Origin of the sequence: Vibrio rumoiensis 1S-45, from assembly GCF_000286955.2 — a bacterium.
Classification (GTDB): Bacteria; Pseudomonadota; Gammaproteobacteria; order Enterobacterales; family Vibrionaceae; genus Vibrio; species Vibrio rumoiensis_A.
In genome coordinates this window covers 1-23,593 of sequence record NZ_AJYK02000062.1, presented here as the reverse complement: position 1 = coordinate 23,593, position 23,593 = coordinate 1, and the positions used below count along the sequence as shown (strand labels likewise).

Sequence of the window (23,593 nt, the reverse complement as noted above, 5' to 3'; positions counted from 1 at the left end):
AGCAGGTATCCATACCTGTTTCACTCGAAGTTACCACTTCAATTACTTTGGGTGCCCATATCCTGAATCGACGTTAATCCAAGATCAATCAACACTTTTGATTAAGGCATTCTTCGAATAAACCTCGATCAAGTTCTTAATTTTATATCAATAATACAAGTAACAAGATAACACTCACATCAATAAAAATGCTATTTTTACGCTTCATTTCAATAAAATGGTATGAACTGAGAATAATGAGCAAAATTGCATTTACGATTGAAGATTGGTACGCCCTTTCACCGGGATTAACGGATCGCTCCGCTTGGAAACGCTGGGCCATAAGCGAACAATGGCCAACTGAACCTGAAGCTCTAAGTACTCATCTAATTCCTGCCATGATGCGCCGACGAATGAGCCCTTTAAGTAAAGTAGCACTGCAAACAGCGATGTACTTGCAACAAAACCTGCAGCAACAGCAACAATCCTTTGATTACTTGGTTTTTTCAAGCCGCCACGGAGAGCTGCCTCGTACCGTGGATTTATTGCAACAAGTTCTGCAAGGTGAAGAGGCTTCCCCAATGGCATTTTCACAATCTGTTCATAATACCAGCGTTGGTTTATTTACTATCGCCAGCAAAAGCCCTATTCCAGCTACCTCTTTAGCGGGTTGTGAAAGCAGCCTTCATTACGCGTTAATCGAAGCCTACGCCTACCTTGAAGATAATCCAGAACATAAGGTATTAGTGTTAGATTTTGATGCGCCTTTGCCACAACCGTATACCGTTTTTGAAGATGACACACATCAACCTTTATACGCTTTAGGCTTAGTGCTTCGTGCAGGAAATAATACAGAACTTACTTGGAAGCCTTTAGAAAACATGAAGCAGCCCATTATTAAGCACTCACTAACATTAGAAACATTAAAGCAATTAGCCTTACATGAACAACAAATAAACGCCAAATGGCAGATAAGTGATTCTCGAACACAATGGGCCTGGAATCATCAATAGGAATTTAGACATAACTCGCAATTAAAATAACAATGTTAAACAAGCAAGATTATCGCACGAATATGACGGCACAACAGAAGAGACAGACTATGCCCTTATCTTTTGGACAAAAACTCAATAAATACTGGCGGGTGATCGCAACTGGCAGTTGTTTTGCTATTTTTGGATTAGGAGCGCTTGGGTTAACTTTTATTGTTTTCCCTATAATGACTTTGACCACTCGTCATCAAGAACAACGTGAAATGCGAGTACAGGCGATCATCAAACACGCCTTTAGCTTATTTTGCCAAACCATGAAGTTCACTGGCGCGATTGATTATCGGTTTGATCATAGTGAAATCATGCAACAAGATCGCAACTGCTTAATTCTAGCCAATCATCCAAGTTTAATTGATTACGTTCTTATCGCCTCGAAGTTGAAGCAATGTGACTGTTTAGTTAAAGCGGCAATTTGGCATAATCCTTTTATGAAAGGCATTGTTAAATCAGCAGGCTATATTCCTAATCGCGACCCTGAAAGCTTATTAGAAGACTGCAGTCAGCGGCTAAAACAAGGCAATGTATTATTAATTTTCCCGGAAGGTACTCGAACCACACCAGGTAAAACCTCTAAATTACAACGAGGTGCCGCGCAAATTGCAGTACGAACACAAACCGATATTCGTTTGATACATATAAGGGTTACGCCGAACTTTTTGACCAAACAAATGAAATGGTATCAAGTTCCTGACGTAAAACCCTTTTTTCACATTGAAGTGAAAGGTAAGATAGCGGTCAGTGAGTTTATAGAAAATTGTGACTCACCCACCACAGCAGCGCGTCATCTCAATCAACATTTATCAACGGCACTTTTCCCTGATATGACGCTTGAACAAAACACAGAGACATCCTCATAACATATTTAGGTAGGCTAGCGTGCAGCAGTTACACAACGAATTAAAACGATTAATTATTGATGCTTTAAATCTAGAAGACATTCAAGTTGAAGATATTGACTCTGATGCACCTTTATTTGGTGACGGCCTAGGTTTAGATTCTATCGATGCCCTTGAACTCGGCCTTGCCGTAAAGAAAAAATACCATGTCGTAATTGATGCCGATGACACTCAAACTCGTGAACATTTTGCATCCGTTGCCAACCTTGCTAATTATATTGCAAGTCAACAAGCATAATTTAACGCTTATTCTATACCTTAAATAGTTGACGTTGCTGTGAACGTATCCGACAAAACAGCCGCTTCAAATAAGAAAGGTATACACTCGTTAAATTGAACATTAGCTTTAACTATCAAGCGTGAAAAATATGACGGAAATAAATAGAGACGAAGTGTTTAACCAAGTGCGTGATGCCTTTGTTGAACTATTTGAAATAGATGCTGACGACATCAAACCTGAATCAAAACTATACCAAGAACTCGATCTTGATAGCATTGATGCCGTAGATCTTGTGGTGCACTTGCAAAAACTTACAGGCAAAAAAATTCAACCTGACGAGTTTAAAGCCGTTCGTACTGTTAACGATGTTGTAGACGCGGTTACCGAGTTACTCAAGGACAAATAATGCGCGCATTGACGGCTTTGTCCGCCTTATTACTGCTGGCGTACCCGTTAGCGGTTTACTATGGCTTAAGCCGTTGGGGCATTGGCGTCATTGGCGGCGTGTTTGCTGTACTTTTCATTTTAAGAATTGTGGCTGGTAGTAACACAAAACTGAAAGAATTAAAGTACATTGCTTGGCTCAGTGGTGGCGCGGGGATCACCCTTACCTTGCTGGCAACATTGTTTCGTGAACATGGCTGGTTTACCTTTTATCCAGTGATTGTTAGCACGTTAATGTTCGTCTTGTTCTTTAGCAGCTTGTGGCAAAAGCAAACGCTGATTGAGCGTCTGGCTCGCCTGCAAGATCCTAATTTACCGCAAAGTGGCGTTCAGTATACTCGCACCGTCACGAAAGTATGGTGTGGTTATTTTGTCATTAATGGCAGTATTGCGCTCTACACCTGCTTTCTGCCTTTATCGATATGGACACTCTACAACGGTTTGATCAGCTATTTACTGGCTGGCTGTTTATTTGCAATTGAATGGCTGGTGAGATTACGAGTTCAAAAGAAGTCGAATTTAAAATAGGCAATTAACGTCTCACCGACCGATTCATCAATCCATGGAAAGCACCACCAGCATGAGCCAAACCTTAACGCCTTTTAGCCAACTGTTGTCGAGTTCTCGCGCTTTATCAATAAAGGTCGCGATCACCGAAACGCATACTGTAACTTGGGAGCAATTCACCCAAGATGTCCAGCAAGTGTGTGAGTTACTCGATAAGCAACCGCTTCAACGTTGGGCAATTGGTTTTCAAAACAGTTATTGGTTTACGGTCGCCTTTATGGCGATATGTCAAAGTGGTAAGCAGCCCGTTTTACCAGGTAATCTTCAGCCTAGTGCATTAGCCGAATTATCTCATCAGTTTGATGCAATACTGCACGATGATGCGATAGAAGATACTTGGTTTGATCAACACCCCAATCACGCGAACATTGCGTTACCTGCGGCTGAATTGACCTCACAAGTGACCTCTCACCATGAATTCCAACCACTGACAGATGTGTTAGTCACTTTGTTTACTTCCGGTTCCAGTGGTCAGCCTAAAGCGATTGAAAAACCGCTGTCTATTTTGGAGAAAGAAGTCTCCCAACTTGAAGCGACATGGGGCGATAAACTGCAAGATTGCGTCATTGCTAGTACCGTTTCCCATCAACATATCTATGGGTTGTTGTTTCGCATTTTATGGCCATTATCAACAGGCCGCGCCTTTCTAGAATGCGATTGGCAATATCCTGAGCAAATTATGCAGCATGCGGATCTCAATCTCGCATTAGTCAGCAGCCCGGCATTATTAAAACGACTCAACGAACAACAAAAAACTAAGTGCTTTCGTGCGCTGTTTTCTTCTGGCGGTCCATTGCCTCATGACGCCGCACAAACTTGCCTGCAATTGTTTGAGCAATACCCACACGAGATTTTAGGCAGCACCGAAACCGGAGGCATTGCACATCGCCAGCAGTTAACGCCACAAACACCATGGAAAACTTTTACCGGTACCCAAGTGGGCACAAACTCGGAAAGCTGTTTACGAATTCTGTCGCCATTGGTCGATCCTGATCATTGGTATCAAACCGCCGATCAATGCCAAATGATCAGTGACGATCAGTTCATCTTAAAAGGTCGCGCGGATCGTGTGATCAAAATTGAAGAAAAGCGGATCTCTTTAACTGAGATCGAAAAACGCTTAAACGCCATGGGTGATATCCAAGAAGCGGCGGTGATCCCTTTTCAAGATCCTAAACGTCTTATTGTGGCGGCAGTATTGAAGTTAAGCCCTCAAGGTCTGCAAAAACTCGATGACATTGGCAAAGGTCAATTTTGGCTAATGTTACGTAAAGCCTTGCATCAATGGATTGAACCGGTCGGTATTCCGCGTCGTTTTCGTGTGGTGGATGAGATCCCACTAAACACTCAAGGTAAACGCCTTATCAGTGATATAGAGCGCCTTTTTCACCCAGAAAGCACTAAGTGAAGCTTATGACACTCATTAGAAAGCCAACGATATTACGCCAACACAGTACTCACGATAGTGTCGAACTTTGGTTGAAAATTGATAGCGACATTGAAGACTTTAATGGTCATTTTCCTATTTTCCCGAGCCTGCCGGGCGTCACTCAAGTTGATTGGGCAGTCTTTTATGGCCAGCAATACTTGAATGCACCAGCCAGTTTTCAAGGAATGGAAGTGATCAAATTCCAAGAGCCTATTTTAAAAGAACACGAAGTGAAGCTCAGTTTGACTTGGCAGGCGGAAAAACAAAAACTGTATTTCACCTATACCTCCGAGCACAATGAAGAAGTGAAAACCCATTCTTCTGGCCGAATTTTATTAGGGTAAAGGATTGAGTATCGAGATGACGGATTTTAACCCTTGCTTTGTCATTCCTTGCTATAACCACGGCTCAACCATGGCGGCGGTGATTGATTCGTTGCTTCCCTTTGGTTATCCGATTTTTGTGGTGGATGATGGTAGCAATGCGACAACCAAAGCAGAGCTAGCTCAACTGGAATCGATAGAAAGCCTAACCTTAATTACTCTTGGGATTAACCAAGGTAAAGGTGGCGCGATGATTTCAGGGCTTCGTCACGCTCACTTACAAGGCTTTAGTCATGCTATTCAAATAGACGCCGATGGTCAGCATGATATTGCCGCGATTCCACAATTGATTGAGGGCGCTCGCCAATACCCGAAGCGGTTAATTTCTGGTCGTCCTATTTATGATGAATCGGTTCCTAAAGCGCGCTTTTATGGCCGATACGCGACTCACGTATGGGTATGGATTGAAACCTTATCTTTAGAAATTCAAGACAGCATGTGCGGCTTTCGAGCTTACCCTCTGCAAGCCACCATCGACACATTAAACCAATATGACATTGGCAAGCGCATGGATTTTGATACCGAAATCATGGTCAAAATGTATTGGCAAGGCTGTCGTTTTCACTTCATCAAAACTAATGTGTTTTACCCTGAAGGCGGCATTTCTCACTTTGATGCTTTGCATGACAATATTCGTATCAGCAAAATGCACACCAAATTATTCTTTGGCATGTTGCCACGAATACCCAAATTGATCGCTCGTCATTTTTCCACACAACCTTCCGCTGAGTCTGAGCCTCAATCAAGTGGTCAGCATTGGGCGAAAAGCAAAGAACGTGGCACTGTGCTCGGCATCAAATTGTTGATGATGGTTTATGCACTACTTGGCCGTCCTGTTTTTAACCTGATTCTGAAACTGGTGATCAGTTACTACTACCGCACAGGTAAATCAGTTCGACAAGCATCTGAGCAATTTCTAAAACAAATACAAGAATATGCCATTCAACAAAATATCTCTTTAGATCACTCTAGCACTCTGCCGCTTTCTAGCTATCAGCATTTATTGTCGTTTGGAAAAACCATGTTAGATAAGCTCGCAGGATGGCGAGGTGACATCAAAATCAATGATTTAACCATTCATGGCCAACCGCATTTTGATCACGTCATTGGTAACAAACAAGGCATCGTCATTTTAGGATCTCACCTTGGGAATTTAGAACTGTGCCGAGCATTAGGCCGAGTGCGTAGTAAGGTTACCATTAATGCATTAGTCTTTACTGAACACGCAGAGCGCTTTAACCGAGTAATGAAAGCGGTCAATCCCGATTCGTCAATTAACCTGATTCAAGTTAATACACTTGGTCCTGACACCGCTATTTTACTGCAACAAAAATTAGAACAAGGTGAATGGGTGGTGATTGTAGGGGATCGTACTTCAACCACTAAAGAGCACCGAGTGGTATGGGCTGACTTTTTAGGTAAACCGGCACCTTTCCCACAAGGGCCGTTTATGCTCGCGACCGTCTTAGCCGCACCTGTGTACTTATTATTCGGGCTACGTGATGATTCCAATTCAAATAAACGCCCGCGCTATGATGTCTATTTCGAACCTTTTAGTGAACAAATTATACTCCCGCGTAAACAACGTATGGAAGCGCTTCAAGCCGTGGTTCAGCAATATGCTCATCGCTTAGAACATTTCACGATGAAAGCGCCATTACAGTGGTATAACTTTTTTAATTTTTGGCAGCTCAGCGAGACTGAATCAGTCAGCAATGCGCCAGATAACTCAAACAACTCGAGTAAACAAGATGACAACTCAGAATCCAAATAATGCAGCAGTTACCTTTGGTGCCGAACGCCTAACCATTGAAGATGTCATGGCTATCGCACAAGGCAGCCAAGCGACAATGAATCAAAGTGATGCTTTCACGAGCAAGATTGATCGTGGCGTGGCGTTTCTTGAGCGCTTATTAAAAGAAGAAGGCGTGATTTATGGCGTCACCACAGGCTATGGCGACTCCTGTACTGTCGCCATTCCAATGAACTTAGTGGATGAGTTGCCACTGCATTTAACTCGTTTTCATGGCTGTGGCCTTGGCGAGCATTTAGATGAGCAGCAAGCTCGCGCGGTGTTAGCCACTCGCTTGTGCTCGCTATCACAAGGCATGTCTGGGGTGACTCACGATCTTCTCAATCAAATCGTTACGTTAATTAATCAAGGCATTACGCCGATGATCCCACAAGAAGGCTCGGTTGGTGCCAGCGGCGATTTAACCCCGCTATCCTACCTTGCAGCTGTTTTGATCGGTGAACGTGAAGTCTTATATAAAGGCCAAGTTCGCCCAACCTCAGAAGTCTTTGCAGAGCTCAACATACAGCCCATTAAACTCAAACCCAAAGAAGGTTTAGCGTTAATGAATGGCACGTCGGTAATGACCGCTTTAGCCTGTATTGCTTATAAACGTGCGGAATACTTAGCACAACTTTCGACTAAGATTACGGCGATGGTGTCATTAGGCATGCAAGGCAATGATTTTCATTTTGACGAAGCCTTATTTGCAGTAAAACCTCACCAAGGCCAACAACAAATCGCGGCATGGCTACGTTCAGATTTACAAGCAGAGCGTCCACCAAGCAACAGTGACCGCTTGCAAGATCGTTATTCTTTGCGTTGTGCACCTCATGTGATCGGCGTATTGCAAGATACCCTGCCGTGGTTGCGTCAAATGATTGAAAATGAACTCAACAGCGCCAACGACAATCCAATTATTGACGGTGATAACGAGCGCGTTCTGCACGGTGGGCATTTCTACGGCGGTCATATTGCAATGGCAATGGATACTTTAAAAACCGCAGTGGCTAACTTAGCTGATCTATTAGATCGCCAAATGGCGCAGCTTATGGATTACAAGTTCAACAATGGCCTACCGTTTAACTTAACTGGCGCAACGGGCGAACGTAAACCAATCAACCACGGCTTTAAAGCAGTACAAATCGGTATTTCCGCTTGGACCGCCGAAGCGCTCAAAAACACTATGCCTGCTAGTGTATTTTCGCGTTCAACCGAATGTCATAACCAAGATAAAGTCAGCATGGGCACTATCGCTTCACGTGATTGCTTACGTGTGTTGCAACTTACCGAACAGGTAGCTTCCGCATCACTGCTGGCCGCCACTCAAGCAATTGAATTGCGCAAGCGTAATAACGAACTCGACCACCAACACTTTAGCCCTGCATTGAAAGCCATAATGGAAGCGGTGCAATCTGAGTTTGACTTTGTGGTTGAGGATCGTCCATTAGAAGCAGATCTACGTAACTTTGTGGCAAAAATCCAACAGCAAGCATGGGTATTGTATAAATAAGGTTTCTAGGTAACTTGTTACTAGGGTAAAGACTGACTTCATTGCTCAAGTCAGTCTTTTAAAAAAACTAGAAACCCGTTCTTATCTGACAACAAACGAAAAGAGATAACATGACTAAACAATCCTTATCCTCTGAAGTCATCATGATCCCTTCTTTTCAAGATGCGGATCCGATGGGTGTGGTGTATCACGGAAATTACTTTCGTTTTTTTGAAGAAGCGCGTCGGGTGATGTTGGATAAAATTGGCTATAACTACCGAGAAATGCAAGCCTCTGGTTATATGTGGCCGATCATTGATACTCGTGTAAAGTACATAAAGCCGATTGCTTTTGATTTAACCGTGAGAGTAGAAGCAAAACTAACCGAATGGGAAAACCGTTTGAAAGTTGACTACGTTATTTACGATGCTCAAACCGGAGCACGTTTAACTAAGGGATACACCATGCAAGTGGCGGTCGATATCAAAACCGAAGAAATGTGTTTTGTATCCCCTAAGGCATTCACCGATAAAATAGAGGCTTGGAATCACAATGCATAAATCATGGATAAAGCGAGATTGGAAAACCACTGTCGGCATGATTTTTCTTGTCTGCGCTATCATGTTTATTGCCAAGCCAAGCCAAGCGACAAGTATCAATCTCGAACAGTTACAGCAACAATTATCTAATCATCCAATTGTTCGAGGTGACTTTGTGCAAACTCGCCACATGAAAATGTTCGATGCGCCTTTGCAATCTAGCGGAACCTTTTTATTATCTAGCCAACATGGATTGTGGTGGCAACAAACCAGCCCTTTTCCAACCTCATTGATCTTAACTCAAGATAAGTTAAGCCAACGTATTGGCGATCAACCTGCGCAAATTTTAAAGGTCAGAGATAATCCAATGGTCTTTTATTTTAGCCATGTATTTTTATCGCTATTTCAAGGTGATACTAACGCTCTAACGGAACAATTTGAACTAAAGCTGACTCAAGAAAGTGCAAACTCACCTTGGCAACTGCAACTCACCCCAAAAGCAGCACCACTGAATAAAGTCTTTAATAGCATCACGGTTTCTGGCAAAGATTACATCAATCATGTTGAACTGAATGAAGTTCGCGGTGATAAATCAATCATCGATTTCACCCATCAACAAAGTGCACCTGAAACATTATCGACAGCCGAAAAAGAAGCGTTTAACTTCTAATTGAATGCTTATTAGTACTTTATTAGATGTTTATTAATGACTGTTTAATGATTAATTTAATGCATCGCAATGAGATTACATGACAGAAAACAAGCCGACCAAACATAGCCACATAACCGACACATTGTCGGGAAAAGTGCTTCAACACCACAAACCGTTTGCTTGGGGTTGGCTTGTGATCATGCTCGCTTTGTGTTGTGTATTAGGTTACCAATTACTTGCTCGTAGCATGCCGATTGAAACCAATATCATGGCGCTGCTACCAAAAAACCAACAAGATCCGCGCGCTCAGGTGGCGTTTGATCGCGTCTCATCGAGTATTAGCGACAAAGTGATCTTCTTGATCGGCAGCCCTGATAAAAGTACCGCAATCCATGCCGCGCAAAATTTTGAGCACGATCTTGCTCAACTGGATCTGTTTAAACAGATTGATGGCAAGATGGATCAATCTGCTCAGCAAGCTTGGGGAAGTTTCTTTTATCCTTATCGCTTTCAATTGCTCACCACGCAGCAGCAACAACGACTGCAAACAACCCCTGAAACACAAACTCAATTTGCCGTGCAATCCATCTATAATCCTTTTTCAGGTGTGACCGGTGAAGAACTCAAAAATGACCCCTTTTTATTGTTTCGAGACTATCTAAATCAACTGACATCCAGCGCAGGAAAATTCAGTTTATCCGATGGCTACTTAACAACGGAACATCAAGGCGAACATTATGTATTGATCACCGCCGATCTCAATGATTCAGCCTATAGTTTGTCGTTGCAAAATCGTCTGCCTCAATTAGATCTTCTCAAAAAAACCACACAAACTCGCTACGCAAAGCAAGATCTTAAAATACTCAATACCGGCGTGATCTTTTATGCGGCTTACGGCACCCAAAGTGCCAAAAATGAAATCAGCACCATTGGTGTTGGATCGCTGATCGGTATTATCATTTTGATCTTACTGGTGTATCGCAGCATGATGCCACTGACCTTGGCGCTGCTTTCAATCAGTTGCGGTTTGATCGCCGCTTTTGTAGCAACGGTTGCAATCTTCGGCAAAGTGCATTTATTTAGCTTAGTGTTTGGTGCGAGCTTAATTGGGGTATCGATTGATTATGCATTTCATTACTTAACCGACCGACTCGCCGCCGCTCACCAGTGGGATGCAAAGTTAGGACTTAAGCATATATTTATTGCGATCACACTTGGGCTTATTACCAGCTTAATTGGTTACTTAGGCATGCTCGTCGCCCCATTCCCTGGTTTGCAGCAATTGGCCTTGTTTTCTTCTATCGGATTATTTGCCGCTTATGCCAGTGTGGTGTGTTGGTATCCTATTTTGGCAGCAAAACCAAGCGCAACAATTGGTAACTCTAAACCGTTGCCTTACTCTCCACTCATCACAAAATGGTTAGCTTTATGGCAATCGAGAAAAGTTAGGTTTGGTGTGCCGGTGATTTTAGTAATTGCCGTCGCTTTGGGATTGTATCATGCTCAATACAATGATGATGTTCGCCAACTGCAAGCCATGCCGCAACAGTTAAAACATCAAGAACAACGCATTAAAACGATTTCCGACATACAAAACGATCAACAAATGCTACTGGTTTCTGCCAATAATGAATCAAGCTTACTTGAGCAATTACAGCAAGTAGACACATTACTCGATTCTGCTATTAACGATAGTGTGCTTTCAGGCTACCAAAGCTTGAGCCAATACATTCCAAGTCGTAAGCAACAAGAACACAATTTTCAATTAAGCCAGTCATTGTACCAATCACAAGGGCAAGCACTGCAACAAGCCTTACAACTTAAACAACGCCCGGCTTTCTCTGCCAATTTTACCCCCATCACCATCGATGATTTTCTCGCTTCCCCGATTTCAAAACCCGTTCGATTTATGTGGCTAGGTAAAATTGAAGGGCAACCGTCAGCCATTATTACGTTAAATGGCGTCAAAGACTCACAAGCCATCAAGCAACTGGTTGCAGACTACTTGCCAACCGATGGCACACAGATTAGCTACTTAAACAAAACCGAAGAAATTTCGGATCTTTTTGGCTTATATCGCCAACATGTCACTTGGTTATTAGCTTTAGCAACATTGTTGATTTATGTGGTGGTCGCTTTCCGCTATGGCATAAAACGTGGGTTGCTCATCGTACTGCCTCCTATCATTGCCGGTGGTGTTGGCATAGCGATAACCGCCTTAACGGGCAGTCCGTTAAATTTATTTAATTTATTAGCCTTAATATTAGTGCTAGGAATCGGCATTGATTACACACTTTTTTTTGCCGAGCAGTCATTTGTGTCAAAGTCTTCGCTTTCTATCAAGCCGACGGAAAATGCTCAAGCTCTGCACGCTACTTTACTGGCGATCAGCCTATCGGCTTTAACCACTATTTTATCTTTTGGTTTATTGGCGCTCAGCCATACTCAAGCCATTCATAGCTTTGGGTTAACCGTACTATTTGGCATTATGGTGTCTTGGTTATTGGCTCCTCTTGCCATGTTGCCCTCTTCTTCTACTAAGCAGGTAAAATAATGGCTAGGTTGTCTTCTTCTCTTCTTGTTTCCAAATCGACATTCACCGCAGCTTGGCTACTGGTAAGCTTTATGTTCCTCAGTGGTTGTGCTTCTAAGCCTTCCCATGTGCCAACCAGTAATCAAGTTGAAATAGCCCAAAACGTATGGGTTGATATGCCAAAGCCTGCCGATTTAGGCTACTCACTCACTGCCAGCCAACTCATCAGTGTTCAATATAAAAACACTCAAAATCAGCTACCTATTCAGTTACAAGTGTCGCCACAAAAATTGGTATTGGCAGGCTTTTCATCATGGGGATCTCGCTTGCTGAGCTTAACTTATCAAGACGGAAAAATTGACATTGACGTGATGGCAGGGCTTGGCAATGCGCTACCAAAACCTGAACAAGTGTTGTTTAATTTGATGATTACTCTTTGGCCGTTAGAAGTATGGCAACAACCATTATCTCAAGTGCACTGGCAACTGACCGAGCACATTAATAGCGATCCTAAAACCAACATACAAACCAAGCAAAGGACCTTAATTGATGATCAAGGCAAAATAATGGCAACGATTGATTATTCCTCAGTTGACCCTTTGAAAGGTGACATCTCTTTTATTAATCAGCAATTAGGCTTCACCATTAAGATAAAAACCTTACAATATAATCAGGATTAACCTCTTTCATTGTTAGCCTATATAACTACGCCTTTAGAAGCTTAAAAAGGATTTTGATTGTCATGTCAAATCGCCAACATCCGCCGTTGTACGTTCATGCGTGTGGCTCTCATTCTGCGCTTGGTGCATCACACACTGAAATACACCAACACTTGCAGCAAGGCAGTTCGCCTTATATGCAAATTTCTAGTGATTGGCTTAATGATGGCAGTGATACGGTTGTGGGAATCGCAGCAGGAAAGCTCCCTGAGATCGACCAACGTTTTATTCATCAAAATACTCGCAATAATCGGTTGGCATTGTCGGCATTGCTGCAAATGCAAAATGAAGTTAATCAAGCCATTCAACACTATGGCGCAGATAGAATCGCCGTTTTAGTGGGTACCAGCACTTCCGGTATTGCTGATGGCGAACACGCGATTCAAACGTGGCAAACCGAAGGGGAGCTGCCAAAAAGCTTTGATTACCACCAGCAAGAAATGGCCAATACTAGCCGTTTCATTGCCGATTTTTTCGGAATTACAGGGCCAAACTACACCATTTCAACAGCTTGCTCTTCCAGTGGTCGAGTCTATCTTTCCGCGCAACGTTTACTCAAAGCGGGATTAGTTGATGCCGTTATTGTTGGCGGTGCGGATACCCTTTGTAAACTGACATTAAATGGTTTTTATGGCTTAGAAGCGTTATCTCATCAGCTTTGTAATCCATTTAGTGATAATCGAAATGGCATTAATATCGGTGAAGCCGCGGCCTTTATGCTGCTTTCATACCAAAAGCCTCAAGAGCAACACAACTGCGTGGCCTTATTAGGCGTAGGTGATAGCTCTGATGCTCACCATATTTCCGCGCCCCACCCAGAAGGTAAAGGCGCTGAACAAGCAATGCGTAAAGCATTAGACAGTGCAGGACTAACGCCCCAAGACATTGGTTATATCAATGCTCACGGCACTGCCACCAGACTCAATGATGAAATGGAAGCAAAAGCGATTGAACGTGTATTTGGCCAGTCCATTCCTGTCAGTTCAACCAAACCACTAACGGGCCACACACTTGGTGCTGCCAGTGCGATTGAAGCCGCAATTTGTTGGCATATTTTGCAACACCATTTACCCGTTCCCTTTCAGGTTAACGATGGTAAGTGTGATAAATTTTCCATTGCATTAGCCAAACCGAATACCCAATTAACTCAACCGGCCATTTTAAGTAATTCATTTGCTTTTGGTGGCAACAATATCAGTTTAATTTTTGGATACCCTAATGACTGATTCAACTCTTCCTGCGATTGCAGAACTCATCCCACATGAAGCGCCAATGATTTTGGTCGATGAACTCATCCATGTAGATGACCACAGCATTCATACTCAAGTTGTGATTCAAAAAGAAGGGTTGTTTTTCAACCAAGATAAGCAACACGTACCCGGTTATGTCGGTATTGAATACATGGCGCAATCCATTGCTGCGTGGTCTGGCTTTCAAGCATGGCAACAAGGCCAACCACCATCCATTGGTTTTTTATTGGGTTCTCGCCGTTATCAAAGCGATTGCACCCATTTTGAAGAGCACGACATACTCAACATTTATGCACAAAAAGTGATGGAAAATAACGGCATGGCGGTCTTTCAATGCACCATAGAAAAGCAAGGACAAGAGGTAGCCAACGCGCAACTTAATGCGTTTGTCCCTTCAAAAGAACAATTAGTCGCGATGCTAGGAAAGCCAAGTAATGCTTAATCTCATATTCAGACCTACTCAAAGGAATTCATAATGACCCGACACACCTTAGTCACTGGCGCGAGCAAAGGCATAGGCCGAGCCATCGCGATTCAACTCGCTCAAGATGGTTTTTCGGTTGTGGTGCATTACATGAGTGATAAAGCCGGTGCTGAGAAAACCTTATCGGATATTCAACAAGCGGGTGGACAAGGTCGTTTGCTTCAGTTTGATATTAGTGATCGCGACCAATGTCGTGACATGCTTGAAGCCGATATTGCCGAACACGGTGCTTATTACGGCATTGTCAGCAACGCAGGCATTACTCGAGATACCGCTTTCCCGGCAATGATGAGTGAAGAATGGGATAGCGTGATCCACACCAATTTAGACAGTTTTTATAACGTACTGCACCCTTGTGTCATGCCCATGGTGCAACTGCGTAAAGGTGGCCGCATTGTGACGATGGCGTCGGTATCCGGCATTATGGGTAACCGTGGGCAGACCAATTACAGCGCGGCCAAGGCAGGCATTATTGGCGCTACCAAAGCTTTAGCACTCGAGTTAGCGAAACGAAAAATCACTGTAAACTGTGTCGCACCGGGTTTGATTGATACAGGCATGGTCGATGAACATGTACAAGAACATGCCCTGCCTCAAGTGCCGCTGCGCCGCATGGGGAAACCAGAAGAAGTGGCAGGTTTAGTCAGTTATTTAATGTCGGATAACGCCGCTTATGTAACTCGCCAAGTGATTTCAGTAAATGGAGGTTTAGTATGAATCGTCGTGTGGTAGTGACTGGCATGTCTGGTGTTACCGCTTTTGGTAATGACTGGAGCAGCATTGAGCCTAAATTACGTGCCTGTGAAAACGCAGTGCAGTTTATGGAAAGCTACGTGCAATATGATGGGCTGAATACCAAACTTGCCGCTCCAGTTTTACATTTCGAATTACCAAAACATTACACTCGAAAGAAAATTCGTGGCATGGGGCGCGTCTCCCAAATGGCTACGTTAGCCTCTGAAGATGCTTTATTACAAAGCGGCTTATTAACGCTTGATGGTGAAAAACATGACGTACTCACCAACGGTCAAACCGGTGTGGCTTATGGTTCTTCAACCGGAAGTACCCCTGCAATTGGCGCGTTTGGGGTAATGCTCAATGAAAAATCAACGCGCGCGATCACGGCAACGACTTACGTGCAAATGATGCCGCACACTTCCGCGGTCAATGTGGGGTTATTCTTTGGTTTACGTGGGCGTGTTATTCCCACCAGCAGCGCCTGTACATCCGGCAGTCAAGCCATTGGTTATGCTTATGAAGCCATTAAACATGGTTATCAGACAGTGATGGTCGCCGGTGGCGGTGAAGAACTTTGCCCAACTGAGTCCGCCGTTTTTGATACCCTTTTTGCCACCAGTTTAAAAAACGACGCTCCGAAAACCACCCCTCGTCCCTACGATAAAGACCGCGATGGATTAGTCATAGGTGAAGGTGCTGGCACATTAGTGTTAGAAGAATATGAACATGCGGTGGCTCGTGGCGCGACCATTTATGCCGAAATCGCAGGGTTTGCCAGTAATTGCGATGCTGCCCATGTCACTCAACCACAAATGGAAAACATGCAACGTTGCATGGAATTGGCACTTGAAAATGCCAATCTTGAGCCAAGCGTAATTGATTATGTCTCTGCTCATGGCACAGCAACCGACCGTGGCGATATTGCAGAAAGCCAAGCAACCTTTAATGTTTTCGGCAATCAAACCCCCATCAGTTCATTAAAGAGTTACTTTGGGCACACCCTCGGTGCTTGTGGCGCAGTAGAAGCGTGGCTTAGCTTAGAGATGATGCATACTGGCTGGTTTAGCCCAACGTTGAACTTAGAAAATATCGATCCTGATTGTGGCGATTTGGATTACATTCAAGGCACTGGTCGTGATATCAATTGCCAATACATAATGAGCAATAACTTTGCTTTTGGTGGTATAAACACTTCCATTATTTTTAAAAAACACCTTTAAGCTTATAGCTAAGTGACTTCAAAACTCGTCCATAGAGTAAATTAAAACGGTGCTCATTCACGAGCACCGTTTTTTAATACACAGGGTTAATTAACGTTAATTTTAAGCGGTTAACTAGCTTAAAACTTGTAACCAATCCCAACCATATACACCCAAGGATCGATATCTACATCCACATTTAGATTACCCACACCTTCTAGATCGACAGTCGCATTAGTATCAATGTCAATATAACGAACTTGAGCATTTAACGTGATGTTATCGGTAATGAAGTAATCCATGCCAATTTGCCCCGCTAAGCCCCAAGAATTATCCAATTCTAAATTACTAAAGCCTTTTGCTTTGGCACTACTATCAACTGACTCATCAAAGAACATTGTATAGTTAACGCCAACCCCTGCATAAGGTTGGAATTTTGAGCTGCTATCCATTGGGTAATACAATACACTTAATGTGGGCGGTAAGTGCTTCACGTTTCCTAGTCCACCATTTAAAGAGTCTAACCCTGCAGGCGATCCTCCTAAAGACACATCATGGCTAAACGGTGTTGCCGCCAATAATTCTACCGCCCAATGGTCCGCTACCATATAAGCAAAGTTAAGCCCAAGTTGAGTATTATTATCAACCGACGCATAACCACCTAAATCGTCACTGCCGGCTTTTATCCCTGAGCTACTGTCATTCGGAGCTACCGTCACAGCGCCAGCACGAATTAAAAAGTCCCCTTTTTCTAAAGCAGCATTAGCAGAAAATGGTACGGCCAACCCTGCCGTTAAAAGTGAGAGTGCTAATAGTGATTTTTTCATTTTAATACCTATTCGTTTTAGTTATGGGTTATCAGCAACCACAATAACCCATAAATAAGTACCACCTTTGAGGTATATCAATTTAAGGCGTGAATTATCACCAAACAATTATCTTTATGATCTAGTTAACATTTTTATAAACACCAAAAATACTCTCAATTATTAATTATTAATTATTAATCTTTACCCTAGACTTACCTCTAAGGTTTATACTTCAAGCATGAATAAACCAAGGAGCAGAATGATGTATAAAATTGGAGAACTCGCCAAACAGTGTGGCATCAATAACGACACATTACGTTTTTATGAGAAATCAGGCTTACTCAGCCCATCGGCACGTTCCGAATCAGGATATAGGCTCTATAACGAACAAGATAAACAAGCACTGCAATTTATCATTCGTGCTAAAAAAGTAGGGTTTAATCTTTCTGATATAAAAGAGCTACTGGAGATTGAAGTCGATAAAGCCAGCAACTCATGCTCGGATGTCAAACAAGTTGTCGATACTAAACTGGCAGATGTAGAACAAAAGCTGCTTGAACTACAACACTTTCAACGCTCATTACAGACCTTATCTTCGGCTTGTTGTGGTGGAAAAGGAAGCGCAGAACAGTGCACTATTTTACAAGCATTAGAAAGCAATACTGATAAAGTAAAGCCTGAAACACACCATCACCACTAATCGTGACTTAAAGGCATCAACGCTTCTTACCATCATTCAATGAAATGAATCATTGAATCTATTATTGTCATCGCTATAAAACTTAAGTTCTCCTTCAGCGCATCTTAAGTTTTCTCTCATATTATTTACCTACTCCCTGATCAGAAAATTCCTTATCTAAATAAGGTCCCTCTGAACAATGTGATAAATACTCCACCACAAGATGAGAAGCGCATGATACCAAGTATTTCAGTCGTCATTCCGGCAAAAAATGAACAAGGAAATATTGGGAAGTTAATCCAAGAGTTGCATCAGAATCTACAGCATTTCCCAAACATGGAAATTGTTATCACTGACGATGGCAGCACCGATCAAACCGTGCAAGAAGCCATCGATACCGCTAAAGAGTGCGGCTGTGCATTACAAGTCATTAGCCATGAGCAAAGTTGCGGCCAAAGTACCGCTGTATTAACCGCAGTTAAGCATGCGAAAGGGGAATGGATTATTACCTCAGATGCTGATGGTCAAAACGATCCATCTGATATTCCAGCCATGTTAGAAGCAGCTTCAACCATCACTAACCCACATTTTTGTATTGCGGGGTTTCGTGCCAAGCGTCAAGACACGGCATGGATTCGTTTTCAATCTAAAGTTGCTAATGGCATTCGACATGCTTTATTGGGTGATGGCGTGCCAGACTCAGGCTGTGGCTTGAAAATTATCCCCAAAAAAACCTACCTACAATTGCCTTACTTTGATCATATGCACCGCTTCTTACCAGCGTTAATCAAATGCTTAAATGGCGAGATTGTGATTCACCAAGTCAAGCACCGTGATCGTGAAGTCGGCACCTCTAACTATAACGCTTGGAACCGAGCATGGGTGGGAGTGGTTGATATGTTTGGTGTTATTTGGATACAAAAGCGCACTAAATTACCCAAAGTACACGCCGTGAATATGGTTGGCTCTGAACAAGAAAAATAAAGTATGAAATGGTTAAAACTTATTATCCTTGTCATCATTGCATTGTTGCTGGTAAGCCAGCTCGACAATCCAGTGCTCACTCACCTTACCGATAAGAATTGGTTAGTCCGTTATATCAATCAAAATGGTCTCACTGGTGACATAGTCATCTTCATTTCAAGCATTGTTTTTCTCGCTATCAGCGGCCCTAAACAAATGATCGCTTTAATGTTGGGCTATCTTTACCATATTTGCATTGGTGTTGGGCTTGCCCTTAGCGCCTGTATTATTGCCGCAGCTCTCAATTACATGGTAGCTCGCTTCCTACTTGGCGGAATATTATTCCAACGATTTCCTAACCGAATGGCGACATTTAATACCTTTGCAAGCCGTAAGCCATTTTTCAAAATATTACTGTTACGACTCTTTCCTATTGGTAATAACGTCGTCACTAACGTGTTATCTGGCAGCGTTCGAGTGCCGTTAGTCCCCTTTTTTACCGCCAGTATTCTCGGCTATGTTCCTCAAACGGTAATTTTCGCTCTGATGGGGGCTGGCATACATTCGTCAAGTAACAACATGATCTATTTAAGTATCACACTAGCAGTATTCAGCACGATATTAACTGGTTTCATTTATCGCGATCATATTAAAAGTCGTGTTGAACAACTCAATATGGAAGAAGCATTATGAGCCACCTTTCCCATTGCTCCACTACGGCGCACAATCATTCATGGAAAAATAATCGCGTTATCTATTACGTGATTTTTATTGGTATTGCGCTGCTCAGTTTAATCAACCGCGATTTAACCCCGGTGAATGAATTAAAATACATCAGCATTGCGTTAGAGAGCTTGAACGGACAACATCTGTTCACCTTTTATAACCACGGTGAAATCTACGCAGATAAACCTCCTTTTTATTTCTGGATCGTGATGCTGGGGATCAAAATGTTTGGTGTGCAAGGCGGCATAATTTGGTCTGGGCTTTTCAGTATTCTTCCTATGGTTGGGATCTGCGAAATATTCTATCGCTGGACTCGATCAGAGCTTCAACCACACATAGCTTTAATCGCTACTTTAGCTTTATTAACCAGCACTTTATTTTTTATTAGCGGGTTAGTCCTTCGCATGGATATGTTAATGGCATTCTTTATCTGCCTATCTTTATTCCATTTCTACCAAGCGTTTGAACGTCATAATAAAAATCTTCCAGTTGGTATACTGCCTTACCTCACACTACTTTCTATTCTATTGGCAACCTTCATTAAAGGGCCAGTGGGGTTAATGCTACCCATTTTATCCATCGTGATCTTTCTGATCTCTAAACGCCAGTTACGCTCCTTCTTTTGCTTCTTTCCACTAAAAGGATTGCTGGCATTCATCATCATTTGTATGGCATGGCTGTATGCTGTGTATTTAGAAGGTGGCACAGAGTATTTATACGATCTGACGATTGGTCAGGCGGTAAAACGTGGCGTGAATGCCAGTATTCACCGTGAGCCTATTTACTATTATTTAAAAAGTGCGATTGCAGCATTACAACCTTGGACTTTCTTATTGATCGCCGGTTTTATTAGCACATGGAAAAACCGAGCAACAATTTCAAACCAACAAAGCCTATTTATAACCGTGTCGCTCACCGGCTTAATGATGCTGTCTTTCGTCAGCAGTAAGCTTGAGATTTACTTTTTACCCCTTGTGCCTTTTATTGTGTTTACCGGTTTTATTGGCTTACAAAAAGCCTCCCTTAAGAAAACCACCCACGACGCCTATTGGAAATGGGGGCTGTACCCAATTGCCTTTATTACGACGATTTTATCGGTTGTTGCTCCGCTGTTCTTTTCAAAAGCGCTCGCAAAGCTCCCAGTTCAAATAAATGACTTATATTGGATATTCGCTATTTTGTTTACCACTGGGGTAAGTACGCTTATCTTGTTAAAGAAAAACCACTTTCAAAGTGCTTGTCGAGCAATAAGCCTTGGGGTCTTTAGCATTATTTTTGCCGTTGCCCTGCTCGTTCCAAAATATAATGAGGTACTTGGTGTTAAGGCTTTGGCACAAGAAGCACAAACCCAATACCAACAATATGGCGAGGTGGGTTATTACACTTATCGTTATTCCACAGGTCAGAACATGGATGTGTATCTTAAACAGAACGTGACTACCCTAGATTCACCAGAAGAATTATTAGCTCTAAAACCGGGTAGCGTTATCATAACGAAACGTAATCACGATGATTTGCTGCAAGCGTTTAGCGATAACCAGCAAACCCCGACCTTTGTGACTCAAATAGATCGATATAGTGTTGTGGTTAAATAGCGTTGTAGTAAAGAAAAAAGCCTCGATCCAAGATCGAGGCTAGTAAAATATTGTATGAGAAGAATAAAGATTCATACTAATTGCTTCTACCAAGTCTGAATCGAGCTTCAACCGAATATTAAAGTATCATGCTGGTTGTAAATCAATTTTGGACAGAAACGATTTAGTGGATAGAATTAAATCGTTCGTACCAGATTAGAAAAAGTATATTGAAACCTTGAAGGTTTGTATTATTAGCTGCTTTTCATTAAGGCCAATTTAGCCCCAAAACCAATAAAGACTACCCCAGTAATTGAATTTAGCCATTTTTTAAATTTTGCACTATTGGAAATACTCTTAACTCGAGACAATGCCAATACCATGATTGAAAACCAAATAAAATTAACCAATGCATGGGCACTTACTAACGAGTATGCGCTAAAAGCATTACTTTCGAGTGAAATGAATTGAGGGAAGGCTGCAAGGTAAAACATTGAAACTTTTGGGTTAAGCACATTAGTTACAAAACCTTCGAAGAAAGCGTTACGGATTGAAATTTTCTTCTGTTTTTCCTTTGGAAAACTGATGTTTGTTATTGCTTTCTGGTTTATTGCACTTCGGATTGATTTAATACCTATCCAAATTAAGTAAGCGGCTCCAAGCATTTTAAATAACGTGAAAGCAATTGCAGATTGAACTAAAAGGATAGAGATACCGAAAATCGACAGTGTTCCATGTACATAAAATGCAGCGACGAAACCACCAACATTTGCGAATCCAGCCTTTTGTCCTGACATAGGAACAGTTTTAGCGATGAGAAAGCCATTCGGGCCTGGGGATATTACCAACAGAGTTGCCACTGCGATAAATGTAATGATGTTATGTAAATCCATATTCTCTCCTTAAAAATGGGGCATGCTTGGACAGAAATGATTTAAGGTCATGGAACGAAACCATTTCTATCAGTTAGAAAAAGTATCTCAAAACCTTAATCGCTTGTTATGTTTTTAGTCGTGTATCAAAAGAATATCTGGGTTCGCCATGCCTCAAACAAACACTATTAAACTTCTGGAAAGATGAAGAAATAAAAACCACCATAAAAGAATACGAAAAGAAGAAATGTGAAAAATCCTGCCCAAAAATGAGACCTATTTTCATAATAATCAATCCATCCGCCAGCAAAGAAAATAGATTTATATACAATAGCATGAAGAAGATTTAACGCAGATACTATTGCTGCTATTAGGAATATTTCTTCCATTTAACACCTTCACATTCGAATTAAACATAACGCCTGCATAACACGTTTGCTACGATACAGACCTAGCTGAATTTTAACGCCTTAATCACTGAAACTAAAGGCAAACTGACAACGCCGAGTGTAGCAAATCGTGTTGATGCATTTGTTATACGAAATTACGCACGGAATCCCCATACTGCATCAATTAGCTTGATCATTAATTCTTTAGATACACCGTTTTCATCAAGCTCAGGCATATATTCAACAAAATCAGCGCCTACAAATTTAGGGCTAGAAGATATTGTATGAACTAGATGCAACGCTTCCCTAGCCGTTAAACCACCTACATTTGGAGTTGCACAGGCTCGAAATATACTGCCATCTAAAGCGTCATAATCAAATGACAAATAAACATGGTCATAGTCTTGTTCTAATTTTGCTATTAGGATTTCAACAACCGTATTGAAACCGTGTTTTTCAATAAATGGCATATCATAATTAGTAATGTTCAACTCATTAATTAGGTCAAACTCATTACGCATTAAATCTCGCACACCAATATAGTAAACATCTTCGGGCTTAACTTCGAGGTCAGTTGGAATGTTCCATTCATTATGATGATATTGATTCATTAGTAGAGCAAGTGGCTTACCGTGCAAATTACTATCTAAGCTGTTATTTATGTCAGCATGAGCATCAACCCAAACAACTGCGACTTTCTTACCTTGTTCTTTTTGGTAAAATTCCATCGTTGCTTGTAACGTGCCAACCGCAATAGAGTGGTCGCCACCAATTGTGATAGGAATACGATTATTCTGATAACTATTTAAAAGTGTAGATTTCAAATCATTTGCATAGTTATAAAGTGCTTTATCTTTATCGCCGTTATCGATGAAGTTTTTAACTTCAGCCGTTACAACAACATCGCCTAAATCAACGATATCTGAAGCCCAGCGTTGAGTTCTCACTTGAACCCAATCAGTAAGTCCTACCCATGAACGTTCATCCATTTCACGAAGACCATCAACCGTATTTTGTTCAGTTGTCACACACCCAAGTTGATTAAAAGGTGCGCCTATAATATCAAAGCCTTTTTTCATAAGTATTCCATACACTTAATTAAGTCCATTTCGTATAACAATTTAATAGACGGAAAAAATCCATATAGTCTTTCCATCTATCATTCCGTTCGTTTTTTCATTCAACAAGTTAAATTACTAAATTTATTCATAAA

25 protein-coding genes are annotated in these 23,593 nt (G+C 42.0%); 21 read left to right on the top strand and 4 right to left on the bottom strand.

Translation table 11 applies throughout. From position 1 onward, the window contains the following. Positions 1 to 236 precede the first annotated feature (236 nt). From A1QC_RS08460 to A1QC_RS08380, 17 genes are all read left to right on the top strand, one after another. On the top strand, positions 237 to 992 hold the full coding sequence (locus A1QC_RS08460; protein WP_017024909.1) for a beta-ketoacyl synthase chain length factor: 756 nt from the start codon (positions 237 to 239) through the stop codon (positions 990 to 992). An 89-nt stretch (positions 993 to 1,081) separates the two neighbouring features. Next, complete coding sequence (locus A1QC_RS08455) at positions 1,082 to 1,888, top strand: lysophospholipid acyltransferase family protein (RefSeq protein ID WP_039836370.1); 807 nt, start codon at positions 1,082 to 1,084, stop codon at positions 1,886 to 1,888. A gap of 19 nt (positions 1,889 to 1,907) precedes the next feature. Beyond that, entirely contained in the window at positions 1,908 to 2,165 is a 258-nt protein-coding gene (locus A1QC_RS08450) for a phosphopantetheine-binding protein (RefSeq protein WP_017024907.1), read from the top strand. 130 nt (positions 2,166 to 2,295) lie between these two features. Beyond that, on the top strand, positions 2,296 to 2,553 hold the full coding sequence (locus A1QC_RS08445) for an acyl carrier protein (protein WP_026025793.1): 258 nt from the start codon (positions 2,296 to 2,298) through the stop codon (positions 2,551 to 2,553). After that, positions 2,553 to 3,119, top strand: a complete 567-nt coding sequence (locus A1QC_RS08440; RefSeq protein WP_017024905.1) for a hypothetical protein — start codon at positions 2,553 to 2,555, stop codon at positions 3,117 to 3,119. The genes A1QC_RS08445 and A1QC_RS08440 overlap by 1 nt, the downstream gene beginning before the upstream one ends. 52 nt (positions 3,120 to 3,171) lie before the next feature. Next, positions 3,172 to 4,566 carry an AMP-binding protein gene (locus A1QC_RS08435; RefSeq protein WP_026025792.1) on the top strand — a complete coding sequence of 465 codons (1,395 nt, stop codon included), beginning with the start codon at positions 3,172 to 3,174 and terminating at the stop codon, positions 4,564 to 4,566. A 5-nt stretch (positions 4,567 to 4,571) separates the two neighbouring features. Next, on the top strand, positions 4,572 to 4,931 hold the full coding sequence (locus A1QC_RS08430) for a hypothetical protein (protein WP_017024903.1): 360 nt from the start codon (positions 4,572 to 4,574) through the stop codon (positions 4,929 to 4,931). 16 nt (positions 4,932 to 4,947) lie between these two features. Continuing rightward, positions 4,948 to 6,744, top strand: a complete 1,797-nt coding sequence (locus A1QC_RS08425) for a glycosyltransferase family 2 protein (RefSeq protein WP_017024902.1) — start codon at positions 4,948 to 4,950, stop codon at positions 6,742 to 6,744. Further along, entirely contained in the window at positions 6,722 to 8,275 is a 1,554-nt protein-coding gene (locus A1QC_RS08420; RefSeq protein ID WP_017024901.1) for an HAL/PAL/TAL family ammonia-lyase, read from the top strand. Before A1QC_RS08425 ends, A1QC_RS08420 begins: the two co-directional genes overlap by 23 nt. 110 nt (positions 8,276 to 8,385) lie before the next feature. Next, positions 8,386 to 8,814, top strand: coding sequence for an acyl-CoA thioesterase (locus tag A1QC_RS08415; protein WP_017024900.1), 429 nt, complete (start codon positions 8,386 to 8,388; stop codon positions 8,812 to 8,814). Further along, positions 8,807 to 9,463 (top strand): outer membrane lipoprotein carrier protein LolA, encoded by a 657-nt coding sequence (locus A1QC_RS08410; protein ID WP_017024899.1) that lies wholly within the window; start codon positions 8,807 to 8,809, stop codon positions 9,461 to 9,463. The genes A1QC_RS08415 and A1QC_RS08410 overlap by 8 nt, the downstream gene beginning before the upstream one ends. A gap of 79 nt (positions 9,464 to 9,542) precedes the next feature. Further along, positions 9,543 to 11,999 carry an MMPL family transporter gene (locus tag A1QC_RS08405; RefSeq protein ID WP_017024898.1) on the top strand — a complete coding sequence of 819 codons (2,457 nt, stop codon included), beginning with the start codon at positions 9,543 to 9,545 and terminating at the stop codon, positions 11,997 to 11,999. Next, positions 11,999 to 12,658 carry a DUF3261 domain-containing protein gene (locus tag A1QC_RS08400; RefSeq protein ID WP_017024897.1) on the top strand — a complete coding sequence of 220 codons (660 nt, stop codon included), beginning with the start codon at positions 11,999 to 12,001 and terminating at the stop codon, positions 12,656 to 12,658. The genes A1QC_RS08405 and A1QC_RS08400 overlap by 1 nt, the downstream gene beginning before the upstream one ends. 62 nt (positions 12,659 to 12,720) lie before the next feature. Beyond that, positions 12,721 to 13,923, top strand: a complete 1,203-nt coding sequence (locus tag A1QC_RS08395; protein ID WP_017024896.1) for a beta-ketoacyl-[acyl-carrier-protein] synthase family protein — start codon at positions 12,721 to 12,723, stop codon at positions 13,921 to 13,923. After that, positions 13,916 to 14,389, top strand: a complete 474-nt coding sequence (locus tag A1QC_RS08390; protein ID WP_017024895.1) for a hotdog family protein — start codon at positions 13,916 to 13,918, stop codon at positions 14,387 to 14,389. The genes A1QC_RS08395 and A1QC_RS08390 overlap by 8 nt, the downstream gene beginning before the upstream one ends. Positions 14,390 to 14,422: 33 nt before the next feature. Next, positions 14,423 to 15,148, top strand: coding sequence for a 3-ketoacyl-ACP reductase FabG2 (locus tag A1QC_RS08385; protein WP_017024894.1), 726 nt, complete (start codon positions 14,423 to 14,425; stop codon positions 15,146 to 15,148). Further along, the gene (locus tag A1QC_RS08380) at positions 15,145 to 16,389 is read left to right on the top strand and encodes a beta-ketoacyl-ACP synthase (protein ID WP_017024893.1); all 1,245 of its coding nucleotides are present in this window, start codon (positions 15,145 to 15,147) and stop codon (positions 16,387 to 16,389) included. The genes A1QC_RS08385 and A1QC_RS08380 overlap by 4 nt, the downstream gene beginning before the upstream one ends. 119 nt (positions 16,390 to 16,508) lie before the next feature. On the opposite strand, the gene A1QC_RS08375 is transcribed toward A1QC_RS08380, so the two are convergent. Continuing rightward, positions 16,509 to 17,195 carry an OmpW/AlkL family protein gene (locus A1QC_RS08375; RefSeq protein WP_017024892.1) on the bottom strand — a complete coding sequence of 229 codons (687 nt, stop codon included), beginning with the start codon at positions 17,193 to 17,195 and terminating at the stop codon, positions 16,509 to 16,511. Positions 17,196 to 17,436: 241 nt separating this feature from the next. Between A1QC_RS08375 and zntR the strand changes: the two genes are divergently transcribed. The 4 genes from zntR (at position 17,437) to A1QC_RS08355 (ending at position 21,140) form a co-directional block, all read left to right on the top strand. Then, entirely contained in the window at positions 17,437 to 17,877 is a 441-nt protein-coding gene (gene zntR, locus A1QC_RS08370) for a Zn(2+)-responsive transcriptional regulator (RefSeq protein WP_241796579.1), read from the top strand. 180 nt (positions 17,878 to 18,057) lie between these two features. Next, a complete protein-coding gene (locus tag A1QC_RS08365; protein WP_241796578.1) occupies positions 18,058 to 18,840 on the top strand; it encodes a glycosyltransferase family 2 protein in 783 nt (260 codons plus the stop codon). Positions 18,841 to 18,843: 3 nt separating this feature from the next. After that, positions 18,844 to 19,512 carry a TVP38/TMEM64 family protein gene (locus A1QC_RS08360; RefSeq protein WP_017024889.1) on the top strand — a complete coding sequence of 223 codons (669 nt, stop codon included), beginning with the start codon at positions 18,844 to 18,846 and terminating at the stop codon, positions 19,510 to 19,512. Continuing rightward, complete coding sequence (locus A1QC_RS08355; protein WP_017024888.1) at positions 19,509 to 21,140, top strand: ArnT family glycosyltransferase; 1,632 nt, start codon at positions 19,509 to 19,511, stop codon at positions 21,138 to 21,140. The genes A1QC_RS08360 and A1QC_RS08355 overlap by 4 nt, the downstream gene beginning before the upstream one ends. A 233-nt stretch (positions 21,141 to 21,373) precedes the next feature. Here A1QC_RS08355 and A1QC_RS08350 read toward each other — a convergent pair whose 3' ends face one another. The 3 genes from A1QC_RS08350 to A1QC_RS08340 all read right to left on the bottom strand — a co-directional run bounded on the left by A1QC_RS08350 (position 21,374) and on the right by A1QC_RS08340 (position 23,459). Beyond that, complete coding sequence (locus tag A1QC_RS08350) at positions 21,374 to 22,012, bottom strand: LysE family translocator (protein WP_017024887.1); 639 nt, start codon at positions 22,010 to 22,012, stop codon at positions 21,374 to 21,376. Positions 22,013 to 22,179: 167 nt separating this feature from the next. Then, positions 22,180 to 22,380, bottom strand: a complete 201-nt coding sequence (locus tag A1QC_RS08345; protein ID WP_017024886.1) for a hypothetical protein — start codon at positions 22,378 to 22,380, stop codon at positions 22,180 to 22,182. Between the two features lie 155 nt (positions 22,381 to 22,535). Then, positions 22,536 to 23,459, bottom strand: coding sequence for an arginase family protein (locus A1QC_RS08340; RefSeq protein ID WP_017024885.1), 924 nt, complete (start codon positions 23,457 to 23,459; stop codon positions 22,536 to 22,538). Between the last annotated feature and the right edge of the window lie 134 nt (positions 23,460 to 23,593).

Excerpts from the sequence above, each read along its gene's own strand:
- A1QC_RS08415 (WP_017024900.1), top strand. The coding sequence starts at position 8,386 with ATGACTAAACAATCCTTATCCTCTGAAGTCATCATGATCCCTTCTTTT.
- A1QC_RS08340 (WP_017024885.1), bottom strand. The coding sequence starts at position 23,459 with ATGAAAAAAGGCTTTGATATTATAGGCGCACCTTTTAATCAACTTGGG.
- zntR (WP_241796579.1), top strand. The coding sequence starts at position 17,437 with ATGATGTATAAAATTGGAGAACTCGCCAAACAGTGTGGCATCAATAAC.
- A1QC_RS08430 (WP_017024903.1), top strand. The coding sequence starts at position 4,572 with ATGACACTCATTAGAAAGCCAACGATATTACGCCAACACAGTACTCAC.
- A1QC_RS08350 (WP_017024887.1), bottom strand. The coding sequence starts at position 22,012 with ATGGATTTACATAACATCATTACATTTATCGCAGTGGCAACTCTGTTG.
- A1QC_RS08380 (WP_017024893.1), top strand. The coding sequence starts at position 15,145 with ATGAATCGTCGTGTGGTAGTGACTGGCATGTCTGGTGTTACCGCTTTT.
- A1QC_RS08455 (WP_039836370.1), top strand. The coding sequence starts at position 1,082 with ATGCCCTTATCTTTTGGACAAAAACTCAATAAATACTGGCGGGTGATC.
- A1QC_RS08395 (WP_017024896.1), top strand. The coding sequence starts at position 12,721 with ATGTCAAATCGCCAACATCCGCCGTTGTACGTTCATGCGTGTGGCTCT.
- A1QC_RS08400 (WP_017024897.1), top strand. The coding sequence starts at position 11,999 with ATGGCTAGGTTGTCTTCTTCTCTTCTTGTTTCCAAATCGACATTCACC.
- A1QC_RS08390 (WP_017024895.1), top strand. The coding sequence starts at position 13,916 with ATGACTGATTCAACTCTTCCTGCGATTGCAGAACTCATCCCACATGAA.
- A1QC_RS08385 (WP_017024894.1), top strand. The coding sequence starts at position 14,423 with ATGACCCGACACACCTTAGTCACTGGCGCGAGCAAAGGCATAGGCCGA.
- A1QC_RS08410 (WP_017024899.1), top strand. The coding sequence starts at position 8,807 with ATGCATAAATCATGGATAAAGCGAGATTGGAAAACCACTGTCGGCATG.
- A1QC_RS08375 (WP_017024892.1), bottom strand. The coding sequence starts at position 17,195 with ATGAAAAAATCACTATTAGCACTCTCACTTTTAACGGCAGGGTTGGCC.
- A1QC_RS08405 (WP_017024898.1), top strand. The coding sequence starts at position 9,543 with ATGACAGAAAACAAGCCGACCAAACATAGCCACATAACCGACACATTG.
- A1QC_RS08360 (WP_017024889.1), top strand. The coding sequence starts at position 18,844 with ATGAAATGGTTAAAACTTATTATCCTTGTCATCATTGCATTGTTGCTG.
- A1QC_RS08460 (WP_017024909.1), top strand. The coding sequence starts at position 237 with ATGAGCAAAATTGCATTTACGATTGAAGATTGGTACGCCCTTTCACCG.
- A1QC_RS08345 (WP_017024886.1), bottom strand. The coding sequence starts at position 22,380 with ATGGAAGAAATATTCCTAATAGCAGCAATAGTATCTGCGTTAAATCTT.
- A1QC_RS08420 (WP_017024901.1), top strand. The coding sequence starts at position 6,722 with ATGACAACTCAGAATCCAAATAATGCAGCAGTTACCTTTGGTGCCGAA.
- A1QC_RS08355 (WP_017024888.1), top strand. The coding sequence starts at position 19,509 with ATGAGCCACCTTTCCCATTGCTCCACTACGGCGCACAATCATTCATGG.
- A1QC_RS08435 (WP_026025792.1), top strand. The coding sequence starts at position 3,172 with ATGAGCCAAACCTTAACGCCTTTTAGCCAACTGTTGTCGAGTTCTCGC.
- A1QC_RS08425 (WP_017024902.1), top strand. The coding sequence starts at position 4,948 with ATGACGGATTTTAACCCTTGCTTTGTCATTCCTTGCTATAACCACGGC.
- A1QC_RS08440 (WP_017024905.1), top strand. The coding sequence starts at position 2,553 with ATGCGCGCATTGACGGCTTTGTCCGCCTTATTACTGCTGGCGTACCCG.
- A1QC_RS08445 (WP_026025793.1), top strand. The coding sequence starts at position 2,296 with ATGACGGAAATAAATAGAGACGAAGTGTTTAACCAAGTGCGTGATGCC.